At 45.1% G+C, this 21,056-nt stretch carries 18 protein-coding genes; 8 read left to right on the forward strand and 10 right to left on the reverse strand.

The window, feature by feature from the left end; genetic code table 11:
* Window positions 1-287 precede the first annotated feature (287 nt).
* The 6 genes from N745_RS0110790 to N745_RS0110815 all read right to left on the reverse strand — a co-directional run bounded on the left by N745_RS0110790 (window position 288) and on the right by N745_RS0110815 (window position 8,292).
* Window positions 288-887, reverse strand: coding sequence for a YigZ family protein (locus N745_RS0110790; protein ID WP_024852140.1), 600 nt, complete (start codon window positions 885-887; stop codon window positions 288-290).
* Window positions 887-1,819 carry a cation diffusion facilitator family transporter gene (locus N745_RS0110795; protein WP_024852141.1) on the reverse strand — a complete coding sequence of 311 codons (933 nt, stop codon included), beginning with the start codon at window positions 1,817-1,819 and terminating at the stop codon, window positions 887-889. Before N745_RS0110795 ends, N745_RS0110790 begins: the two co-directional genes overlap by 1 nt.
* Before the next feature lie 113 nt (window positions 1,820-1,932).
* Entirely contained in the window at window positions 1,933-3,297 is a 1,365-nt protein-coding gene (locus tag N745_RS0110800; protein ID WP_024852142.1) for a TolC family protein, read from the reverse strand.
* Complete coding sequence (locus tag N745_RS0110805) at window positions 3,294-6,479, reverse strand: efflux RND transporter permease subunit (RefSeq protein WP_024852143.1); 3,186 nt, start codon at window positions 6,477-6,479, stop codon at window positions 3,294-3,296. The genes N745_RS0110800 and N745_RS0110805 overlap by 4 nt, the downstream gene beginning before the upstream one ends.
* 8 nt (window positions 6,480-6,487) lie before the next feature.
* Complete coding sequence (locus tag N745_RS0110810; RefSeq protein ID WP_024852144.1) at window positions 6,488-7,750, reverse strand: efflux RND transporter periplasmic adaptor subunit; 1,263 nt, start codon at window positions 7,748-7,750, stop codon at window positions 6,488-6,490.
* A gap of 110 nt (window positions 7,751-7,860) precedes the next feature.
* Window positions 7,861-8,292 carry a hypothetical protein gene (locus N745_RS0110815; protein ID WP_157833765.1) on the reverse strand — a complete coding sequence of 144 codons (432 nt, stop codon included), beginning with the start codon at window positions 8,290-8,292 and terminating at the stop codon, window positions 7,861-7,863.
* Window positions 8,293-8,445: 153 nt separating this feature from the next.
* On the opposite strand from N745_RS0110815, the gene N745_RS0110820 reads away from it, so the two are divergent.
* From N745_RS0110820 to N745_RS0110845, 6 genes are all read left to right on the forward strand, one after another.
* A complete protein-coding gene (locus N745_RS0110820; protein WP_024852146.1) occupies window positions 8,446-9,549 on the forward strand; it encodes an SO_0444 family Cu/Zn efflux transporter in 1,104 nt (367 codons plus the stop codon).
* A 4-nt stretch (window positions 9,550-9,553) separates the two neighbouring features.
* On the forward strand, window positions 9,554-10,309 hold the full coding sequence (locus tag N745_RS0110825; protein ID WP_024852147.1) for a TSUP family transporter: 756 nt from the start codon (window positions 9,554-9,556) through the stop codon (window positions 10,307-10,309).
* Window positions 10,310-10,552: 243 nt separating this feature from the next.
* Window positions 10,553-11,794 carry a hypothetical protein gene (locus N745_RS0110830; RefSeq protein ID WP_024852148.1) on the forward strand — a complete coding sequence of 414 codons (1,242 nt, stop codon included), beginning with the start codon at window positions 10,553-10,555 and terminating at the stop codon, window positions 11,792-11,794.
* 286 nt (window positions 11,795-12,080) lie between these two features.
* On the forward strand, window positions 12,081-12,872 hold the full coding sequence (locus tag N745_RS0110835; protein WP_024852149.1) for an ABC transporter ATP-binding protein: 792 nt from the start codon (window positions 12,081-12,083) through the stop codon (window positions 12,870-12,872).
* 20 nt (window positions 12,873-12,892) lie between these two features.
* A complete protein-coding gene (locus tag N745_RS0110840) occupies window positions 12,893-14,143 on the forward strand; it encodes an ABC transporter substrate-binding protein (protein ID WP_024852150.1) in 1,251 nt (416 codons plus the stop codon).
* Window positions 14,140-14,976: an ABC transporter permease gene (locus N745_RS0110845; protein ID WP_024852151.1), complete on the forward strand. Its 837-nt coding sequence runs from the start codon at window positions 14,140-14,142 to the stop codon at window positions 14,974-14,976. Before N745_RS0110840 ends, N745_RS0110845 begins: the two co-directional genes overlap by 4 nt.
* Before the next feature lie 103 nt (window positions 14,977-15,079).
* Here the strand turns inward: N745_RS0110845 and N745_RS0110850 are convergent, their stop codons facing one another.
* Entirely contained in the window at window positions 15,080-15,283 is a 204-nt protein-coding gene (locus N745_RS0110850; protein ID WP_024852152.1) for a hypothetical protein, read from the reverse strand.
* Between the two features lie 47 nt (window positions 15,284-15,330).
* Here N745_RS0110850 and N745_RS0110855 point away from each other — a divergent pair, with 47 nt between their 5' ends.
* Entirely contained in the window at window positions 15,331-17,028 is a 1,698-nt protein-coding gene (locus N745_RS0110855; RefSeq protein ID WP_024852153.1) for a sigma-54-dependent Fis family transcriptional regulator, read from the forward strand.
* A 74-nt stretch (window positions 17,029-17,102) separates the two neighbouring features.
* Here the strand turns inward: N745_RS0110855 and N745_RS0110860 are convergent, their stop codons facing one another.
* Genes N745_RS0110860 through N745_RS0110870 form a run of 3 tightly spaced genes read right to left on the reverse strand, consistent with a single transcriptional unit; the run spans window position 17,103 to window position 20,157 of the window.
* On the reverse strand, window positions 17,103-18,470 hold the full coding sequence (locus N745_RS0110860) for an FAD-dependent oxidoreductase (RefSeq protein WP_024852154.1): 1,368 nt from the start codon (window positions 18,468-18,470) through the stop codon (window positions 17,103-17,105).
* Between the two features lie 24 nt (window positions 18,471-18,494).
* Complete coding sequence (locus tag N745_RS0110865; protein ID WP_024852155.1) at window positions 18,495-19,571, reverse strand: acyl-CoA dehydrogenase family protein; 1,077 nt, start codon at window positions 19,569-19,571, stop codon at window positions 18,495-18,497.
* Between the two features lie 49 nt (window positions 19,572-19,620).
* Window positions 19,621-20,157: an OsmC family protein gene (locus N745_RS0110870; protein WP_024852156.1), complete on the reverse strand. Its 537-nt coding sequence runs from the start codon at window positions 20,155-20,157 to the stop codon at window positions 19,621-19,623.
* 371 nt (window positions 20,158-20,528) lie between these two features.
* Between N745_RS0110870 and cynS the strand changes: the two genes are divergently transcribed.
* Window positions 20,529-20,969 carry a cyanase gene (gene cynS / locus N745_RS0110875; RefSeq protein WP_024852157.1) on the forward strand — a complete coding sequence of 147 codons (441 nt, stop codon included), beginning with the start codon at window positions 20,529-20,531 and terminating at the stop codon, window positions 20,967-20,969.
* Window positions 20,970-21,056 lie beyond the last annotated feature (87 nt).

The raw sequence follows: 21,056 nt of genomic DNA on the forward strand, positions 1-21,056 counted from the left end.
CTGGTGAAGTTTTTACCTAAGCCATAAAATAATAAAATATGATCCTCAACCTTAATGCTTAGGTCATAACCGCCGTATAAACAAACGTTCTTTTTCAATGACCGATTACAAGAATTTTGACCTTTAACTAAAGTTTGCTCGATTGTAGGTTAGAAATGTTTGGTGATCGTAAATTGCATATATGTTGGCTTTTCAGAGTGCCAATCATTAACCGCTGTTCCTGTCATTTCAGCGGTTTTTTTTACTTAATTTTTTACCCAGCCTGGCAGATTTTGTATTTTGAGTGATTAGAGTGGTATGTGGTATGAGCAGCGATTCTGTTCGAGATGCTGACAAAAAATATCAATATTTAATGTCGGAAGCTGGATATGTAAAGTAACTTGATTGGAATAGTCTACCGAATCAAGCTTACCTTCACCCTCATCAATAAAGTGGCGAACTTGCTTTTCCAAAGCGAAATCACAAGTTACGTCTATTGCGGTCATTTCAACCTGTTCGGTAATAGGCAAAACTTCCATGACCGCTTGAGCTGCTTGTCCATAAGCTCGTGTCAGACCACCTGCACCAAGCTTGATACCACCAAAATAACGCACGACAATCACCATAATGTCGCCAACACCTTTATGTTGTAGTACGTTTAAAATCGGTTTACCTGCCGTGCCGGATGGTTCACCATCATCGCCCATTCCAGCATTGGAAGCGCAAGATGGATTACCAATCAGATAAGCCCAGCAATGGTGACGGGCATCAGGATATTGTTGTTTGATTTCTGCAAGCCACTTCATGCCTTGCTCGCGGGTTTCAACTTGTTGCGCATAGGCAATAAAACGACTTTTCTTGATTTCGATTTCCGCTCGCGTCAGCTCAGCGGGCACCGCATAAGCCATTAGTCCGCATCCTCAACAGGTCGTTTTGCCCAAACAGGGTCTGCCGTAAAGATAACGTCCACCGCCAAATACTCATAGCGTTGTTTCAGCTTGTGATAGAGATGAGTACGGAACAAATCCGCTTCTTGCAGGTTAAAGTCTGCATCCGGCTTCATTTGAATATAAAGCTGTACATAAATGGAACGACCAAATTGAAAGTAGCGTTTTTCAAATCCAATAAAACGATCTTCTTTTAATTCATTGCGAACCAACTCTTCAATTTCCTCAGAAATTTCTGCATTCTCAAAACGGCCAATCAACTGTAGGCCATTTTGTTTGACTACTTTTAGTGGCATCGGCAGCATGAGCATGACCAACACCAAAATGACGACTGGATCCGTATAAGGCACCCATTGCTTGTAGTCGGTATGGGATAGCCACATTGAAAAGCCGAAAGAAATCCCAACTGCCAAACTGAGTACGCCCCCAATCAGCCACCCCTGTAAATCAACGTCTATCAACGCGGAATTCACACTTCGGTTCATACGGTGAAGGAAGTAAGACAGGACAAAACCAAGCAAGGAAGCAACAACTGCATAGAAAACCGCAATGTCTGCCACAACATGGCGCCCACCATTGAGTAACGCATGTATGGAGGCATAGATGGCGAAAATAATCACCACCACGACCATAATGCCTTTAATGAAGTTCAGTAACGGCTCGTATATTGCATAACCGAAAGGTTCGTTTTGATTGGCTTGCTTTGAAATCAGCGTTGCCACGCGAAGCGTCATCAAACCCGCGACCATATCAATAAAAGGGTAAAGACCATCCATCAAAATCGCTTGCGAATGCGTCAAATAGAAAAAGCTTAAGCCCAGCACCGCCATTAAGACGTCACCGATCATGACGAGTTTTATCGCTTTCTTTTCAACTTCCAAGGTTTTTTGCATGGGATAAATAATAAGATTAAGTGTTTATAAAGATCGCTCATTTTACCGTAAAACACTGTCGTTAACTGTGCTTTTAACGACAGCTTATGAACATTTAAGCAAACCAACCTAATTTAAGATGCTACTTCAGAGGGTTGTAACAAACCCAAAGCACCATAGAACTCAAACCAACTTTGCCAAATTTTGGCGCGAGTCATCGGCACGTCTCGCTGTGCTTTATGCAAACTTCGTTGCGCATTGAGCAAATCCAAAATATTGCGTGTACCGGTCTGCAATCCTTTTTCAGTGGCCTTTACGGCTTCTTGGTTGGAAGACAGCGCTGCTTGTAGCGCAACCAAACGCTCAATACCCGCTTGATAACTTAGCAAACTATTGCGTGCGATGGCTTGCAGCTTCAGCATTAATTGCCGCTGTTGCGCCTGAACCTGTGACACATTTGCTCGCGACTTGGCAACTGCCGCATCGGTTCTACCACCCAGATATAACGGGTATTTCAACTCCAATCCACCTTTAACGCCCTGCATATCATCGTAGAAATTACCGTCACTATCGTTGTAAACATAAGCGCCAAAAGCATCTAACTGCACGCCGTTTTTGTTTTTCTCATAATCCACTTGCCGATTAGCTGCTTGCTCTTGCTGACGCAAAGCCTTTAACCCTGGGTTTTGCATGAACCAGCTTTGTTGCACACTGATTTTTTCATGTGGTAGTCGCAAACGATTTTTCAACAAACCATCACTTGGCAACCCTTGTGGCATCAGCATTTTATCTAAGTTGACGGATTCGCCCACCAGCGCCACCAAATTAGATTCGGTAATGGCCAAAACCTGCTTGGCTTCAAGCAAATCAGCCTGATTGTTATCCAATCTCGCTTGGATTTCAGCAATATCATTCAAGTTCTGATACCCCACCTGAAAGCGTTTTCGAACTTGTACCAAAATAGAAGAAATCGAACGTTTTTCTTTCAACAAAAATTCAACCTGAGCTTGTTGGGACCAGTAACGATAATAGAGGTCGGCCACCTGCAACATCAGGTTTTGCTTTTGTGCTTCCAACGACCATTGCGCGGCATTGAACTGAAAGTTTGCCGCTTGTGTCAAATCGGTCTTATCCGGCTGATACAAGGGATAACTGGCTTTTAGCTGGTTTGCCGTGCGGCCAAAATCCTTCTTCTTCATCCAGGCATAGCTCAGCTCCGATTGAAGCTGTAGCTGCGCTTTTTCATAGGAAGCCGCTTGTTTTTGTTGGCTAAATGCCGCCTGCTCTTTGGCCGAAAAAACTGCCAGGCTGGGGTTGTTCTGCAATGCGGTTTGATACAAACGCATTAACTGCGCGTCCTGTTGAAACACCTGAGTGGGTACGCGTGGTGCTGGCTGGTCGCTATTCACCTTATCTGCCGACCAAGCGTTCAGGCTGACAAATAACAAACCACTTACCAGAAGCACCGTGCTTATTGTCTTATTCAATTTCATTTTCATGAGTGTGTCTCCTCTGCTTTTGGAGCAAGATTCGCTTCGCTATGCGGTTTACCGAACAGTCGCTTACGATAGAGTAAATAGGTCAATACAGGAATCAGCACCATCGAGACAATCGGGGCGGAAATCATGCCGCCAATCATCGGTGCCGCAATACGTTTCATCACATCTGCCCCCGTGCCTGTGCCGAATAGAATCGGCAATAACCCGATGACAATCACCGCTACCGTCATGGCTTTGGGGCGCACGCGCTGTACCGCACCTTGCATAATTGCTGCTCGCAAATCTTGTGGAGAATTCAATTGATGTGACTCTTTTGCATGCGTAATTGCCTGCTTCAAGTACAACAACATCACTACCCCAAACTCTGCGGCTACCCCGGCAAGCGCGATCATCCCCACCGCGACGGCAACGGAATAGGCATAATCCAACCACCATAAGAACCAAAGCGATCCCAGTAACGCAAAAGGAATCACCAACAAAATCATCATGGCTTCGACCACATCTTTAAAAATGAAATAAAGCAGCAAGAAGATTATCAACACAGTCAGGGGCACGATATGTTCCAGCGACTCTTGCGCTTTCAACAGATACTCATATTGCCCTGTCCAACTGATGCTGTAACCCGGTGGTAATTTGACTTTTTGCTCGACAATTTTCTGCGCATTTTGCACGTAGCTTGCCAAATCCACGCCCTTGTTTAGATCAACAAACGCCCAACCGTTCAAGCGAGCATTCTCCGATTTAATCATCGGTGGCCCGAGCTTCACCACAATATCTGCGACCTCACCTAACTGTAGTTGGTTACCTTTCGCGGTCACTATCGGTAGCGTTTGTAGTTTCTGCAAAGAGTCTCGCCAAACCTGCGGATAACGCAAATTCATGGTATAGCGTTCTCTGCCTTCCAAGGTGGTTTGCAATACCTTGCCACCGACTGAAGTGGACAAAATATCCGCCAACTCTGTCATGCTCAGACCATAACGTGCCATGGCTTTTCGTTTTGGCAGAATATCCATATAACGCCCGCCTTCGGAACGCTCAGCATAGGCAGATAAAGTGCCGGGAATGGTTTTCAATACCGCTTCCAGTTGACGGCCAATCTTATCTATTTGATGCAAGTCATCGCCCGCGATTTTGATACCGATTGGGGTTTTAATGCCGGTAGACTGCATATCAATCCGCGTTTTGATTGGCTGAACCCAAGCATTGGTCACTCCTGGAAATTTCACCTTATCGTTCAGTGCGTTAATCAACTTGGGTAAAGTCATGCCTTGAGGCCATTCCGATTTTGGTTTTAGCTGAATGGTGGTTTCAATCATCGTCAAGGGTGCCGGATCCGTCGCGGTATCCGCACGGCCGATTTTGCCGAAAACGCTTTTCACCTCTGGGAAGCTTTTGATTAATGCATCAGTTTCTTGCAACAGACTTTGCGCCTCACCAATCGACAAACCGGGTAACGTCGTCGGCATATAGAGTAAATCACCCTCTTCCAACTCTGGCATAAACTCCGAGCCGAGATGTTGCCAAGGATAAAACGCCGAGACAAACAGCAACAAAGCTACAGCGACAATGGTTTTCGGCCAATGCAGGAGCTTAGCCAATACTGGTCTATAACCTGCAATTAGAAATCGGTTAATCGGGTTATCTGTTTCATGTGGAACCTTGCCTCGCACAAAATAACCAATCAACACCGGCACCAATGAAACCGCCAGCCCAGCCGCTACAGCCATAGCCAAAGTTTTCGTCAGTGCCAGCGGCGTAAACATACGCCCCGCCTGCTCTTGCAATGAAAAGATTGGGATAAAGCTCAACGCAATAATCAACAACGATAAGAATAGAGGTAGACCCACTTCTTTTGACGCATCCAGAATCAAACGCCAATGGGTTTCGCCTGTTGCCACTTCACCTGTTTCTCGATGATAGGCTTCGAGATGTTTATGTGCATTCTCGATCATCACAATCGATGCATCCACCATGGTTCCGATGGCGATAGCAATACCACCCAAGCTCATAATATTGGCTGACACACCCAGCTTTTCGAGAATAATAAATGCGCCGAGAATCCCTAGCGGTAAAGAAACCACTGCCACCAGCGCTGAACGTAAGTGCATCAAAAACACCAGAGAAATCAACGCGACAACAATAATCTCTTCAATCAACTTATGTTTTAAGGTGTCCACTGAACGGTTAATCAAACTGGAACGGTCATAGACTTCCTTGATTTCTACGCCTTGCGGCAATCCAGGTTTCAACTCGGCCAATTTTTGCTTAACGGCTTGGATAACTTTCAGCGCATTTTCGCCAGAGCGCATTACGATAATACCGCCAACCACTTCGCCTTTACCGTTTAGCTCGGCAATGCCACGTCTCGGTTGCGGACCAAGTTTGATTTGCGCAATGTCTTTCAACAACACAGGCGTCTGATCTTGTGAAAAAACACCGACCGGGACTTCTCCCAATTGCTTCACCTTAGTCACGTAACCTTTCAACGCCACCATATACTCGGCTTCACCCTGCTCGATAACCGATGCCCCCATTTCCACACTAGAGCTGCGAACCGCTTTTTCCACTTGCTGCAAACTCAAGTGATAAGCGCGAAGTTTGTTTGGGTCTATCGTCACTTGATATTGCTTGATCATGCCGCCAACCGATGCCACTTCCGATACCCCAGGAACCGACTGCAACTCGTACTTCAAGAACCAATCTTGCAGGGTTCTGAGTTGTGATAAGTCATGGTGATGGGTTTTATCAACCAAGGCATATTCATACACCCAGCCAACCCCCGAAGCATCCGGCCCTAAGGTCGGTTGTACATCTGCTGGCAACGCGCCTTTGACTTGGCTGAGATATTCCAACACTCGTGAACGCGCCCAATAGGGATCCGTGCCATCTTTAAACAACACATAAACATAAGAATCGCCAAAAAATGAATAGCCGCGTACCACTTTGGTTTTAGGTACCGACATCATCAGTTTAGAAATGGGATAAGTGACTTGATCTTCTACCACCTGAGGCGTTTGGCCGGCATAAGGTGTTTTGATAATGACTTGCACATCCGATAAATCCGGAATCGCATCCAAAGGCGTTTTTTGAAATGCGACCCATCCCCAAATACCAATCGCCACACTGAGCAACAACACCAACACACGGTTATAGATAGCCGCTGTAATGATTCGATTAATCATAGCGCCTCCTATTTGTGTTGATGTCCGCTAAACATCAGCTTTCTTAAGTTAGATTGAATCTGACTTTCAGAATCCAATAAGAATTGTCCAGAAACCACAATACGATCACCTTCCTCCAAACCTGAATAGATTTCGACAATGCCTTGCGTTTCCATACCGGTGACCACTTTCACCACCTGAAACTCACCATTATCCAACTCTTTCACCACGCGTTTTTCATGACCGTCGTCAATCACTGCGCTCAAAGGAATGGCTAAGGTATTGCGTTTAGGTCCACCATAAATGGCAACATCGACAAACATATTCGGCTTAAGAGACAGATCTTTGTTTTCCACTGGCAAACGTACTTTCAATGCTTGCGATGCCGTATCGGTTACCGGGTAAATATAGTCGATAACACTTTCCCAAGTTCGCTTAGGAAAAGCATTGGTGGAAATGTCGGCTGTCAGCCCATCTTTAATCCAACTTTGTTGCAAAGGCAACACTTCTGCTTCCACCCAAACGGTCGATAAATCCGCTACATTCATCAGTTCAGTCTGAGGTTGCACATACATACCATCCTGCACAATCAGGTTCGACACGACACCGTTTTGCGGCGCATAAATCGGTACTTGGTTTATCGTGTCACCTCTTCGCTCGATTTGGCGAATCACGCTTTTGTCCAGCCCCAACAATGACAGGCGAATTTCTGCCGACTTCACCAAAGAATTTGCGGCTTTACCAATACGCTTGCGATTTTGAATGGCCAGCAATAAATCCTGTTGAGCCGAAACGATTTCTGGTGAATAGATGCGATACAACAACTGACCTTTTTTAATACTCTCGCCATTGCTGCGCACTGCTAGGTCGCTAATCCACCCCGATGCACGCGGGTGGATATGAACAGCCTTACTTTCATCGGCAACGACTTTTCCAAAGGTAGGGATATATTTCCAAAGCGTGGTTTTCTGTACCTTAGCGGTACGAATGGCAAAACCTTGCTTGGTGCCTGACACACCGCCTTGGCTAACGGAAATCTTCGGTGCCTGTTCAGACGCTTTAAATAATTGTTTCACCAGCTTCATACCGCAGATAGGGCAAGTACCCGGATGGTCACGCACAATCTGCGGATGCATCGGACAGACATATTTATACAGAACTTTGTTGTCACCTTTTTCTGGCACAAGTGATGGAAGCTTGTTATTGGCGGTGGTATCTGCCAAGCTCGCAACTGGAAGCCCACTGATGACAGCAGATAGCACACCATAAAGAAATTGCCTACGGGTTTTCATAGAATTCACCTTATTTCGAGGGTTAACTCGAATGTCTTAAAAATTGACTGTTTTGTTTACGCAAAATGCGCAAAGACTGCGTTCATAGCACGCAAACGAGCAAAAAAAGACTAGGCGAATTTAGGAGGACGAATGTGTTTACTGGTAGGCGCGACAGGTAAAGAAGTTTTAATAGCGAAAACCGGCATTTCTGATGGCACTTCAAAATCGAATTGAGGTGTCATCATATCTGCCACTGGGTAAATCACATGGCATTGATCCATATCGTAATGGCAAGGACCATGACAATAAGGACAATAATGTGCATAAGACATTTTAGGGGCATCTTGTTGCTGCATATCCATTTGCATCATATGACAAGCAGGCATATTCATAGCGGTGTCTTTCGACATCTGATGCCCCATTGCTGCATGACTCACTTCAGTAGACTGAGCAGTTGAAGCTGATGTTGAAGGCAAAGGGATAGCCATCGCCCAGTGTGAATACAGGGCAGAGAACAGTACCATAAAGGCCATCAAATAATGTCTGAGTCGTTTTGTCATAAAATCAATTTTAAGTGAATGCTTATATTTTGCAATTAAAATCCTGTTGTACAGTCATTGAATTTTTTAATAATTAGAAATAATTCTCATTTCCTTTGTAATGTTGTTTGGCGTAAAATGACAATTAATCGACTCCATTTTCTCAGGTGATTTATGTTCGCGACTTTTATACAAAACCTATGGCAAACCCTTGCTATTTCAGCGCCCTGGCTGATATTCGGCTTGATTATTGCGGGTATTATCAAAGCCAAAGTGTCGAATAAATGGGTCGCCAAACATTTATCGGGCAACGGTAGCACCCCCGTCATTAAAGGTGCTTTAATTGGTGCGCCTTTGCCTTTGTGCTCTTGCTCGGTCATTCCTGTCGCCACCCAATTACATCGTTCGGGAGCTTCCAAAGGCGCAACTGCAGCCTTTTTGGTTTCCACCCCCGAAACTGGGGTTGATTCCATTTCTCTAAGCTATGCGCTACTGGGGCCATTTATGGCGGTCATTAGACCCATTTCTGCGGTTTTATCCGCTATTGTCACCGGGTTAAGCATTAGCTGGTTTGCAAAACACAATGATACAGAGGCCGCTTCCAATGAAACTGTTGCTGCCAGCTGTTGCCACGAAGAAGCCCCTAAAAGCAGTTGTTGCTCAACCGAGAAAGCAGAAGAAACAGACAAAGAAGAAAGTTGCTGTGGTGCGGAAAAACAAGACGACGCACCTAAAATGACGTTACTACAAGGTGTTCATTACGCCTTTACCCAAATGCTAGACGACATGAAAAAATGGTTATTCATCGGTCTGGTTTTATCGGCACTGGTGATGACTTTTATTCCCAACGACTTCTTGTTGCAGTACCAAAATCAATGGTGGATTTATCTACTGGTATTCGTCGCCAGTTTCCCGGTTTACATCTGTGCATCCGCTTCTACCCCGGTAGCAGCAGGGTTAATGTTGGCAGGCCTATCGCCGGGCGCCACCTTAATTTTTATGCTGGCAGGGCCTTCTACCAATGTAGCCACCCTCGGCATTCTAAAACAAGAACTGGGCGCACAAGCCATGAAACTTTATGTTGCCTCTCTTGCTGTCACCAGCATTGCTCTCGGAGTTGCGGTTGATTGGATAGCACATGATTGGCAAATCGACTTGCATCAACAACTTATGCATCACCATGAATTTCTGCCAGGCTGGGTCAGTGCTGTTAGCGTGATAATTCTATTTGCGTTTGGTATCAAGGCGGTTCGACAGAAATTCTTACCAACAGCTTAGTTCTATGCCCGAACTTTCGATTGAGCTCATTGCTTTTCTGTTCGCTATTGCACTACTGGCAGGCATGATTGATACACTGGCAGGCGGTGGTGGTTTATTAACTTTGCCTGCTTTAATCGTCAGTGGATTACCACCATTGGCGGCACTTGGTACCAATAAACTGCAAAGCACCGTTGGCACTGGCATGGCGACTTTTATGATGCTAAAGCACAAAAAAGTTACTTGGCGGCAAGTGAAATGGACGATGCTCTCAGCCTTTATCGGCTCAACGCTAGGTACTATTTTCATTCAATTTCTGGACACGGCTTTTTTGTCTTGGTTGATTCCACTGGTGTTATCGATCATTGCATTCTATTTTTTATTTGCCAAAGCGCCACATGAACTTAACCGCCCTCATAAAGTATCAGATAAAACCTACCAACGTTTTGTGCTACCGACTATCGGCGCTTATGACGGCATGTTTGGCCCCGGAACGGGTTCTTTTTTCAGTCTGGCGGGCGTGTCATTAAAAGGTCAAGGGTTGCTGCAAGCGACTGTCACTGCTAAAACACTCAATTTCGCTACCAATGCAGCCTCCTTAATCGTGTTTATTTTTGCAGGACATGTGGTCTGGGTTCTCGGTAGCATTATGATGCTGGGGCAACTCTTTGGTGCTTGGCTCGGCTCGCATTTTCTATTCCGTATCAACCCAACCCATTTACGTTATTTGGTTGCCCTAATGTGTTTGGCCATGCTCATAAAATATCTCATATCTGCATAAAAACACCTTACCCAGCCTGGTAGATTTTGACGGTCTTCACCAGATTTCAGCACCAAACAGATCATGACCAATTCCATATCTTTGTTGACAAAGACAAACAAATTGTTAACAAAGAGCAACATATAACTCATTGATTTAGCTTAGATTTTAGGGTTGCCATAAAGCTAGTTTATTGATTCTATTAACTTTTCCTAATTTTGGCGCAACCAGTGCGAATGAGAACCGAAACGTTAGGAGACCGTTATGAAGCAAAAACCTTTAATCAAACACATTCATGCCGTCCTTGCAGGTTCTGCAATCGGATTGGCTTCTTTTTCCAGCCCTACAGTCATGGCCGGTGAGTTCACCGATGCGCTAACGGGTGGTAAACCGACAGTCGATATTCGCCTGCGCTACGAAGGCGTTAACCAAAAAGGCAAAGACGACGCGGCCGCTTTTACCGAAAGAACTCGCGTTGGCTACCTGACGGGAGATTACAAAGGCTTCACTGGCTTTGTTGAAATGTCAGGCACTGAAGCCTTAGGCGGCAGAAAAAACTATTATGTTGCTGCTGGGCCTGGCGCAGGTGGTGATGCGACTAAGGCCGTCGTTTTAGATCCGACCATCACGGTTCTTAACCAAGCATGGATTGGTTATAAAGTGGGTAGCACCGCTATCAAAGCCGGTAAGCAACGCATCATTTTCGACACGCGCTTTTTAGGAAATGTGGGCTGGCGTCAAACCGAACAGGTTTACACAGGGGTGACTTTAAAAACCGCCATCATTCCAAAAACAATGCTGGACTATGCCTATATTACCGACACGCGTAATCCAATTGGTGTTGACCGTATCATGAAGACCCATGCCTTGCAGGCAGCTTACGGCGGGATTCCTTTCGGCAAGCTGACGGCTTACGCTTACTTGATCGACTATGACCTAAACACTCTAGGCGCAGCGGAAAAAGACAGCCAGACTACAGGCCTGAGATTTGCCGGGAAAACAGGCATCAGCGATAGCATGAAGGCTATCTATCACATCGAATATGCCACGCAAGGCAAGTATGCTGACAGCACCAATATCGGTGGGGATTATACTCGAGCAGAACTGGGCCTAGGCTTCAAGAAAGCTGCTGTGAAAATTGGTCAGGAAAAACTCGGCGGTAACGGCACACATGCTTTCCAAACGCCTCTTGGTACGGTTCACCTCTATAACGGTTGGGCAGATATGTTTATCGGGCCTGTTGGCGGTACACCAGCAAATGGCTTGATAGACAACTATCTAAACGTCTCAGGAAAAGCCTTGGGAATGAAGTTAGCCGCGGCATATCACGACTTTAGCGCTGATAAAGGCGGCTCAAAATATGGTACGGAATACGACCTGTTGGCTGCCAAGAAGTTTGGCAAGGTGTATACGGCTGGGGTCAAATACGCTTCTTTCAGCGCAGACAGTGCCTCCACTTACAAAAATACCAACAAAATCTGGATTTGGGGTGAGGCCAAATTCTAATAGCAAATCGTTTTGTCGACTATGCCCGCTCTTTAGCGGGCTTTTTTATTGATAAAACAAAGCGCTTACAAACCTAATGACAAAGTTTTTGCCAAACTTTCCGTTCTGCACCAAAAACTTACAATTCATTACAAAATGTAAGACTTTGTTTACAAACAATACCCATAAAACATGACAAAAAACAATAAATTTCACTTATGTCTTTGATTTAAAAGAATAAATAATAGCTGGCATCCCCTAAGCTAAATAGATATTAAATAAAATTCATTTATGGAACAAAATTATTATGACTGCACATGCATCAAACGTTTGGATAGCCGAGTTATCCCATAGTTACAAAAAACAATTACCACCAGTGTTAACCAATATTAACCTGAATATCCCAAAAGGCCAGCTAACTGCAATGATCGGCCGAAGCGGTTGCGGTAAATCAACTTTGCTGCAAATGATTGCCGGGCTTCTTCTTCCATCAGATGGTGTAGTACGCATCAACGGTAAAACCGTTGTTAAACCCAGTGCGAAATGGAACATGATGTTTCAAAAACCATCGCTTTATCCTTGGATGAGCGTCCGTGAAAACGCAGCGTTAGGATTGGTGTTCGCTGGCACTTACAAACAAAAACAAGATCGAGTAGAAGAGTTGTTAGACATGGTGGGCTTATCCGAACACAAAGACAAGAACGTACAGGAGCTTTCCGGTGGTCAGCAACAACGTGTTGCCTTAGCTCGCTCTTTAGCGACTGAACCGGAAATCCTATTGTTGGACGAACCATTTTCGGCATTAGACGCTTTTACCCGTACCGCACTACAAACCGAAGTAGCTCAAATTTGTCATGAGCAAGGCATTACGATGATTATGGTTACCCATGACATTGAGGAAGCCATCGCCATGGCCGACAAAGTTGTCATCATGAGTCATAACCCAGGGGAAATCGTCGGAGATCTAGATGTTCCCCTTACTTATCCGAGAGACCGCAGCGCAGCGGATTTTATTGAGTTGAAAGAAACCCTATTCAACCAATTCGAGCAAATCGACTTAGCCAAACAAAAAGAAATGGCTGAAGTCGCGAACCAATAATTTTTAAAGGAGTATTCCCCATGTGTCATTTATGTGAATGGAACGATAAAGACTCGAATGATTATGTATTTAACCCTGTAAAAGGTCGCCGTGAATTTATTCTAGATTCCATGGCAACTGCTGGGGGGTTAGCCGCTGCGATGTCTCTTCCGAATACGGCATTTGCCAATATGGAAATGCCTGAAGACGAAGTTGTACGAATCGGTTACATCCCGATTACCGATGCCAGTGCGCTTTTGGTCGCACACGCGATGGGCTTTTTCGAAGACGAAGGCCTAAAAGTCGCTAAACCAACTTTGATTCGCGGTTGGTCGCCATTGATCGAAGGTTTCGCTGCCAAAAAATTCAACTTGGTTCACTTCCTGAAGCCGATTCCAATCTGGATGCGCTATAACAACAACTTCCCGGTCAAAATCACCGGTTGGGCGCACACTAATGGTTCTGGTGTTGTGGTCGGTAAACATACCGGCATCGAAGACTTCAAAGGCTTAGCAGGCAAACAAGTAGCAGTTCCTTACTGGTATTCCATGCACAATATCGTGTTACAGATGGCATTGAAAAATGCAGGATTGGAACCTGTGATTCAGGATCAAACGGATAAGCTAAAACCGAACCAGGTTAACCTACAAATCATGCCGCCACCAGATATGCCAACCGCTTTGGCTGCAAGAAAAATCGACGCCTATATCGTGGCAGAACCATTCAATGCCGCTGGTGAAATGCTGGCCGGTGCGAAAATGATTCGTTTTACTGGCGATATCTGGGAAAACCATCCTTGTTGCGTTGTCTGTATGCACGAAGAACATACAGAAAAGAAAAAAGTATGGTCACAAAAAGTGATGAATGCCGTAGTTAGAGGCGCTATGTACGCTCAGGAAAACAAAGAAGAAGTCGCCAAAATGCTCTCACGTGAAGGTAAACGTTACTTGCCGATGAAAGCAAAAGTGGTATTGAAAGCGATGACTGACTACTCAACAACAGAATATGCGCATCCAGATGCCATTCATCATCCAGACTGGGGTGTTGGTCGTATCGACTTCAACCCATGGCCATATCCTTCTGCGACAGAATTCATTGTAGATCACCTGAAAACAACTTTGGTTGCTGGGGACACCACTTTCCTACAGAAGCTTGATAGTAAATTTGTAGCGAAAGACTTGGTCAACTACGAATATGTAAAAAATGCGATGGATAAATTCGGTGCATGGGATAAAGTCGAAGGCGTTAACCCTGCTCATCCAACAACACGTGAAGAGGTATTCAAGCTGTGAGTGAAACAACTACAACACCAATGATGGTTTCAGTAGTCAATCAAGCCACGTCGGCTTTCCGGCAGCTACCGGTTTGGGCGCAGAATGTCAGTTTTTCGACCTTCGGTATGGCGATACTACTGTTTTTATGGTGGCTTGGAGGCATCTGGATTGCCTCCAACCCAGATACGGAATCTTTTGCCAGTTTTGCACCTGCGCCAGCATTCGAAGCACTTTATGAGCTGGTAGCAAGTGGTGAAATCTGGCAAACAATCTGGTCAAGTTTGTACCGTATTCTTGTCGGACTCTTTTGGGCGATTTTACTAGGTGTACCTGCAGGCATCATTATTGGTTATTTTTCTACTATTAGACAAATCGCCAATATGCCATTTCAGCTATTGCGAATGATCAGTCCGTTGGCTTGGATGCCAATCGCAGTATTGGTCTATGCAACTTGGGACAATGCCATTATCTTCCTGATCACCATCGCTGCAGTATGGCCGATTATTTTTGGTACAGCCCACGGGGTGCAACGTATTGATCCACTTTGGTTCAAGGTTGCGAAAAACCTTGGCGCAGACGGTTATCAGATGTTGATGCGTGTGATTATGCCGGCAATTGCCCAAGACGTTTTCGCTGGTATCAGATTAGCAGTAGGGGTTGCATGGGTTGTATTAGTGCCTGCCGAGTACCTTGGGGTTACCAGCGGGCTGGGCTATGCCATCAACGATGCACGTGATACACTTGATTATGCCAAGCTAGCCGCTGTCGTTGTTGTCATCGGTATCATCGGATACATGTTGGACAGCATCGCGGCAAGGCTCATCAAACTCTACAGCTGGCGCATGGAATAATTTTTTGGCAACGTTAGTCAAAACAATAAACTCAACACAATCGGTTCAATCCAACGGGTTTGCGACATCATATCGCAACCCTAGAGGCTTGAGCCTTTTGCGTTTATACGACTGTGATGTCTGTCACGTCATCCAAACAAATCTCATCACTGGATTCGGTGATGACAAACTCTTTGCCTTCTCGCGTCTGAAGATCCTTCAGATACCCGACAAAGTCAGGTTTGTTTGCATGAAATGACAGTTTGACCTTCTGATGTTTCATGATTGCGATTTCAAATTGATCGTATAAATGACAAGAGATGGACATAGCGTAACCCCCTATAAAAGCAACAATACTAAAACGAAAGAAAGCCTATGACGACAAAACTACAAGAATTCGATATAGCCAACGACTCCGAGTTTGTCGTTATTCAAGAAGCGGCTCAACAGATTGAGCATGCCAATGACCCCGATTTCGCAATATACAATATTTTGAGTATTTGTTCTCGCCTAATGGGTCTTAATCGTGGTCGAGTGTTCTTACATGATCAAGAGGCTGAAAACCTTTATGCCGCTTACGGTTATGGACTGACGCAAGATGAAATCGAGCGCAGCCGCTTTGGCTCGAAAGAAGGGATTACCGGGAAGGTCATGCACCTGGGGCGTGCCGTGGTCGTACCCGATATTGACGAAGAGACCGACTACCTTTTCCGTACGGTTGATCGTGAAACACTCCCTCAAGAGCCTGTTTCCTTCTTGGCGGTGCCGATTATCCGAAAGAACGAACGTATTGGCGTATTGGCGTTCAACCGCCTGAAAAACCGTAAACGTTCTTTTGACCGCGACTTGAGCTTTTTGAAAATTCTTTCCTTATTCATCGGTGAGATTCTTGCAGTTCATCAAATGCTGGAGCGCCAAACTCTCATTCTCAAACAAGAAAACGAGCAATTGCGAAGCGTCGCCCTTGGGCAAGGTAGCCAATACGGCATTATCGGTGAAAGCCCGTTATTGCTTCAGGCATTGGATAAAGCTTCTCGTGCTGCCAACACACCGGTAACCGTCATGTTAAAAGGGGAATCTGGAACGGGGAAAGAGAAATTCTCTCGTATGATTCACCGTGCCAGCAACCGTAAAGACAATCCGTTTATCGCCATCAACTGTGCCGCGATTCCGGCCGAGCTACTTGAAGCTGAGTTATTCGGTTATGAAAAAGGCAGTTTCACGGGCGCGACCCAACAGAAAAAAGGAAAGTTTGAGTTGGCCAACCACGGTACGCTATTTCTCGATGAGATCGGGGACTTGGACTTTGCTTTGCAAGCCAAATTGTTACGACTACTCGAAGATAAAGCCGTCACTCGTATTGGCGGCACACAGGATATTCCAATAGACGTTCGTGTTATCGTCGCATCACACAAAGACCTTTATAAGTCGGTCAACGAAGGTTCATTCCGTCTCGATTTATTCTATCGATTCAACGTATTCCCAATTGAACTGCCTGCGCTACGCGACCGTCACGGCGACATTCGCACTCTGATCAGACATTTCTTAAACCAGACAAACCAAGACTATCTGACCAATGCGATTCTCGAACCGGAAGCCATAACCTTCCTAGAGACCTACTCTTGGCCAGGAAACATTCGCCAACTTGAAAACGTCATCAAACGTAGCGTTTTGTTGGCTGAAGACGATAAATTCGTCACTTTGGGGCTGGTACAGAAAATCATTCACGAAGAAAGCGCGATTACACACAATACCTCGCTGTCATCACCAACGCTGGTGACAGAGACCGCGGTTAACGCTGTACCTCAGAGCATTGCCTCAAACTGGGAAGCGCCTGCCAGAAACGGGACCAACGGTGGATTCACCGCTTATCCTAGCGATGACGAGCGAATGGAAAACTGGCAAGGCAATGATGGTAAACGCGCTTACTGGAAGGTTTCGGATGATGAAAAGGAAAACCTGATGATGGCGTTGAAGCAAGCTCGCGGCAACAAAACCCGCGCAGCAATGTTACTGAATATGACCCCAAGGCAGTTCAGCTACCGTATGAGTAAGCTCGGCATTGATATGTAAACGCCTTGCGTTGTTAGAGATCGTAAACAAAAAAGAGAGCTAAATGCTCTCTTTCTTTTTGTTGCTGATACACTTTATGCACTTAGCGCTTTATAAAGCTTCGCAGCCTGATTCACCTTATCTCCTGATAACGCAAACCCTTTCACTTGCTCTTCTACCAGATAACTGACTTCTGAACTGGTCTCGTCATTGGACACGATAGACCAGTCACCATGCGCATCTTTCTTAAGTGGCGGACAGGTAATGATAGAAAGTGACGGTGTTTTGGTTTTCACCAATGGCGGCACCACCTTGAACTCTGCTGAGGCATCACCTGCAATATGCTTGGCGATGGTCTCCGCTTCACGACGAATCGGCTCTAGGAATGCCTGTAGCTCTCCATCGATTTCGATACAATCACCAATCGCATAAATGTCTTCATTTGAGGTTTGCAATTGATGGTTCACCAAGATGCCACGTGAAACATCCAAACCGGCTTTCTTGGCCAAATCGATATTCGGCTTCAAGCCAATCGCAGCCACCAACAAGTCGGTAGCCAGTTTCGAACCATCATCCAGGCTCAATGCATAGGCATCGCCGTCATGATCGATCGCTTCCAGTTGTGCTTCGTAAACAATCTCGATTTGTTTATTGATCAAGGCCTCCGCCAGTTTCGTTGATAGCTGGGAAGGCAGTAAGTTTCTCATCAAAGTATCGCCTCTTACCAACAAAGTGACTTGGTAGTCTTGGCTGATCAAATCTTCCGCCATTTCCACCGCAATCAAACCACCGCCTAATAAGGTGATATGCTTTTTATCGGCAATCGCACTGCGGAAACGCTTATAGGCCGCCAGGTCGTTAATGGTCATCACATCTGAGACAGCATCCCCAGACAGCATCGGCTTAATGGCACTGGCACCTGTTGCCAGAATCAATTTACTGTAGTTGATACTGCCGCTGGTGGTCATTAGACGATTACGTTTGGTATTGACGCTCATTACTTTGGCGCGGGTTTTAATCCCAATGCCCAGTTCACCAGCTTTTTCCTCACCGGAAAACTCTACTAAATCCTTCGCGTCACGCCCCTGAGACATGGCCATGGAAATCGCCGGTTTTGGATAAACCGATCCATCGCATCCAGTGACGATACTGACATCCGCATCGGGCAATTCTTGTTTGATTTTTTCGGCAACCGTCCAACCAGCATATCCTGCACCAATGATGACGATACTTTCTTTACCGCCGACTTTCGACTTAGGTCTTGCGACATCCGATTTCGGTTTCGGTGCATCATCAATCAATACGAAATCTGACTTTGACACCAAACATAGCGGGCAGTACCAATCATCGGGAATGTCTTCAAACCGCGTGCCCGGAGCCAATCCGCTATCTGGATCGCCTTCGGCTTCGTCGTATATCAAACCGCAGGTTTTACAAATATATTTACGAAATGGCTCTGACATAATTTTTCTCCTTATACCCTTTCTTTATGCTTCCAAACGAGCAATTTCTTTACGCAAATGTTTGATGGAAGGGGTCACGATAATCACAAAGTAGGCTTCTCTTTGTTTACGCTGTGCCGGCGCATCGACAATATAACCTTTGGCACCGCAATGCTGCATCACCGCATCGGCGCTACGCTTACAGAATTCCGCACCCAGCAAACGTGCTTCTAGCACTTGTTTCATATAGTCTGTGCCTGGTGTAAATGGTTCTTCCGCCAAGGCCTGTATCAACTCAATCGCTTCTTCCAGCTCCTCTTCCAACTCTTCTGGACGGTCATCCAAATATTCATTGATTTCATGAAGGGTCATATCTGCTTTGCGCATCTCATCAATGGAACCTTGAATCACACCGACAGCCATCCCTGTTTGTAACAAGATGAATCCGGCTTTGATCTTTTCCAGATAAGGTTTGATTGGGTCAGCCAATAGATATTTTTTCGGTAGGAACGCGTTGTCGAACAGCAGGGAATAAGTACCAGACCCTTCCATACCCGCGAACTCCACCATCTGTTTCATGGTCAAACCATCCAAGTTACAAGGAATCAGCCCCATCACATCTTTCGTGTTGCCTTCTGAATCGTGCACATGGAAAATAGAACCGAAAAAGTGTTTGTCGCTTTTCTCTAAAAGGTTGGATACCCAAGGCAAAGTCCCATTGATGATATACCCATCTTCTACTTCTTCCGCAGATAGCTTCAACTCTTCAATACCCGCAAAATACTTCATCGGATTAGACAAAGCCGTTGCGCCGAAATAATCACCATCGACCATCTTTGGCAAAATCTCTTGTTTCAGCCAGTCATTTTCAGAGTTTTCAATGTACCAAGTACAGACATCCTGCGCCCACATCATGAAGCCAGTCGTCATACACTCGCGTGATACTGTCGCCATATCCTGAATAGAGCCGAACACATCGACCGTACCGTTGTTCTGCGAAGCGATATGATGTCTAAAAGCACCCGCCTTACCCAGTTTTTCCAATACTTCTGTCGTATAAAGACCGTGGTCGATATCAATGACCTTTGGCTTTAAAACATCTTTAACTATTTGTTGAATCATCTTCTTTACCTCAAATCCCGGCTCGGCAAATCCCGAGCCGGTTTTGCCATTACTTCACCAGACTTGGAGTTACTGGAACCTTATTCATATAAGTATTCGCAACTGGCGACCATTTGGTTGCGTGTTGAACCAAATCTTCTAGCTCTTCTGCCGAACAGTCAGCTTCGATATCAAAGAATGCGCGCACTTCACGAACACCCAACAATTTGTCAGGGTCGACATCACCCGTTCCCCATACCGCAGTGATATTGATGTCACCTTCCAATGAGATTTCCAATTTAGTCAGGTTGATACCACGTGCCGTTGCGTTTGCCTGAACACCAACTGACAAACATGAACCCAAAGACAACAACGCCATTTCAGATGGGTTTGGTGCAGTATCTTCACCCAACAATCCAGGTGGCTCATCCACGACAATCGCAGGAAGGTCACGGATATAGTTCAAGTTTTTAAACTGACCTTCTAAAACCGTTTTAGATTTAAGGGTCTTGATTGTGTCTGGTGCTGCTTTTCCTTGCTCACCCAATTGCTTCAAACCGTCGTTATCAATCGGTCTTAAACAAGATGGAATATATACTTCAGCCATTTTTATCTCCTAAACAATGGTTAATTTGAATTTGTTAAGTTTTCTCTTCGTGTTTGTTAAAACTCATCTCCCTTATAACCATGTTTGTGCCAGACATATTTTGTTGTTTTATTTCAATGACATAAGCTATTTTCCTGATATTTTTCTCTAATTTTGTATTACAATTTCTTACAATCTTATTCAAATGACTTACATTGTTTAACAATTGCAAACAAACTCATATAAAAACGCCTAAAGTAACACGTCTTCATTTCATCAACTTTTCGTTTTTATCAATAAAATCAACTTGTTAAAAAATATCTACACTTTTGGTATAGCGGTTGCTCTTTTGATACTTGCAAGATTTGCAATAACGAAAAGGAAATCTATCTATGGACAAAATTACAATGACGGAAGCCATCATTCTGGCTAAGAACGAATTAGGCGTAAGCTGGGGACAGATCGCTGAAGCAGCGGAGCTGAGTGAAGTATTTACCACTTCAGCTTGTTTGGGAATGAACAGTTTGAAACCTGAGCCAGCAGAAAAAATCGGTGCATTTCTAAAACTGCCTAAGGAAGTTGTTGGTGCATTACAGGCATTTCCGCACAAAAGTTGGGAAAAAGCGGTGCCGACCGACCCTTTGATTTATCGTTTATATGAAATCGTTGGTGTCTATGGCCCGACAATGAAAGAATTGATTCACGAAAAATTCGGTGACGGCATCATGAGTGCGATTGATTTCTCAATGCACATCGACAAAGAAGAAAACCCAGCGGGTGATCGTGTGGTCGTAACAATGAATGGTAAATTCCTACCTTATAAGTCTTGGTAAGACTTTAAAGTTACCAGTTGTCATAAGCTCCTCGCCCCGCTTTCGCGGGGTTTTTTGATGCTCAAGATTACCCCAGCCTGGCAGATT

The organism is Hydrogenovibrio kuenenii DSM 12350 (genome assembly GCF_000526715.1).
GTDB lineage: Bacteria > Pseudomonadota > Gammaproteobacteria > Thiomicrospirales > Thiomicrospiraceae > Hydrogenovibrio > Hydrogenovibrio kuenenii.

Coding starts and splice junctions, on each gene's coding strand:
- N745_RS0110870 (WP_024852156.1), bottom strand. CDS start 20,157: ATGGCTGAAGTATATATTCCATCTTGTTTAAGACCGATTGATAACGAC.
- N745_RS0110820 (WP_024852146.1), top strand. CDS start 8,446: ATGTTCGCGACTTTTATACAAAACCTATGGCAAACCCTTGCTATTTCA.
- N745_RS0110855 (WP_024852153.1), top strand. CDS start 15,331: ATGACGACAAAACTACAAGAATTCGATATAGCCAACGACTCCGAGTTT.
- N745_RS0110865 (WP_024852155.1), bottom strand. CDS start 19,571: ATGATTCAACAAATAGTTAAAGATGTTTTAAAGCCAAAGGTCATTGAT.
- N745_RS0110805 (WP_024852143.1), bottom strand. CDS start 6,479: ATGATTAATCGAATCATTACAGCGGCTATCTATAACCGTGTGTTGGTG.
- N745_RS0110825 (WP_024852147.1), top strand. CDS start 9,554: ATGCCCGAACTTTCGATTGAGCTCATTGCTTTTCTGTTCGCTATTGCA.
- N745_RS0110830 (WP_024852148.1), top strand. CDS start 10,553: ATGAAGCAAAAACCTTTAATCAAACACATTCATGCCGTCCTTGCAGGT.
- cynS (WP_024852157.1), top strand. CDS start 20,529: ATGGACAAAATTACAATGACGGAAGCCATCATTCTGGCTAAGAACGAA.
- N745_RS0110860 (WP_024852154.1), bottom strand. CDS start 18,470: ATGTCAGAGCCATTTCGTAAATATATTTGTAAAACCTGCGGTTTGATA.
- N745_RS0110810 (WP_024852144.1), bottom strand. CDS start 7,750: ATGAAAACCCGTAGGCAATTTCTTTATGGTGTGCTATCTGCTGTCATC.
- N745_RS0110815 (WP_157833765.1), bottom strand. CDS start 8,292: ATGACAAAACGACTCAGACATTATTTGATGGCCTTTATGGTACTGTTC.
- N745_RS0110790 (WP_024852140.1), bottom strand. CDS start 887: ATGGCTTATGCGGTGCCCGCTGAGCTGACGCGAGCGGAAATCGAAATC.
- N745_RS0110835 (WP_024852149.1), top strand. CDS start 12,081: ATGACTGCACATGCATCAAACGTTTGGATAGCCGAGTTATCCCATAGT.
- N745_RS0110850 (WP_024852152.1), bottom strand. CDS start 15,283: ATGTCCATCTCTTGTCATTTATACGATCAATTTGAAATCGCAATCATG.
- N745_RS0110840 (WP_024852150.1), top strand. CDS start 12,893: ATGTGTCATTTATGTGAATGGAACGATAAAGACTCGAATGATTATGTA.
- N745_RS0110800 (WP_024852142.1), bottom strand. CDS start 3,297: ATGAAAATGAAATTGAATAAGACAATAAGCACGGTGCTTCTGGTAAGT.
- N745_RS0110795 (WP_024852141.1), bottom strand. CDS start 1,819: ATGCAAAAAACCTTGGAAGTTGAAAAGAAAGCGATAAAACTCGTCATG.